We start from the raw sequence: 769 nt of genomic DNA, 5'->3' as shown, positions 1-769 counted from the left end.
CGCCGGCCGTACACGAGGCCGCCACCATGCCCTCGGCGCAGGCCACCAGTTCCTCGCCGTTCAGCAGATAGACGTCATTGGCATCGAAATAGGGATAGCCATAACCCGGACTTGCCCGCTCGATCACATCGAAACCGTCGAGCCCCCAGGCATAGCCCAGCCAGCCCTGGTAAAGGCCGCCCAGCCTCGTCTTGCGGGCAGAACTGTAGGAAAGCGCGATCTTCGGCTCCAGGCCGCGAAAGGCAGGGACGTCGATGGCAATCTTCTGGGTGAAGAAGCCGTTGCCGCCGATCTCCGGCACCGATGGCCTTTCCGGCGCGTTGACCGCCGGTGCTTCCTGGCTGGTTGCCGCCGCCGCCATCGCCGTCATCGCCTGCGGTTCTGCGGCATTCTCGTCCGTCGCCTCGGCATCCGCCTTGTCAGCCTGCGGCTCTTCGCCTTCGCCGTCATCATCGGCCGGCTTGCCGAGCGCCGTGCCGTTCGCCTGACCGGCCTCGTCCTGACCGCCGACGCCCTTGCCGTTGGCGCCCGAGCCCTGGCCGATCGCCTGGGCCCGGTCCACCGCCCGATCGTCGGAAGAAACGCCGGAGCCATCCGGCTGCACGACCTGACCGCCCGAAGCGCCGGCAGATCCACCCTGCCCCGCCTCCACGGAACTCCCGCCGAGACCACCGTTGCCGAAGCCACTCCCGCCACTGCCGAAGCCGCCGCCCGCCGGCCCCTGTTCGCCGGCAAACGCAACACCGCCGAACATCCCATCCCGCAGCAC

Annotated in this window: 1 pseudogene; it reads right to left on the bottom strand. The window is 68.8% G+C overall.

What is annotated here, in order from left to right:
* Nucleotides 1-769 (bottom strand): annotated as a pseudogene (locus tag ABK249_RS33870) (hypothetical protein); the annotation flags it as partial.

This window comes from Neorhizobium phenanthreniclasticum (genome assembly GCF_040066075.1).
Lineage (GTDB): Bacteria > Pseudomonadota > Alphaproteobacteria > Rhizobiales > Rhizobiaceae > Neorhizobium > Neorhizobium petrolearium.
This window is presented reverse-complemented; position numbering and strand designations above follow the sequence as displayed.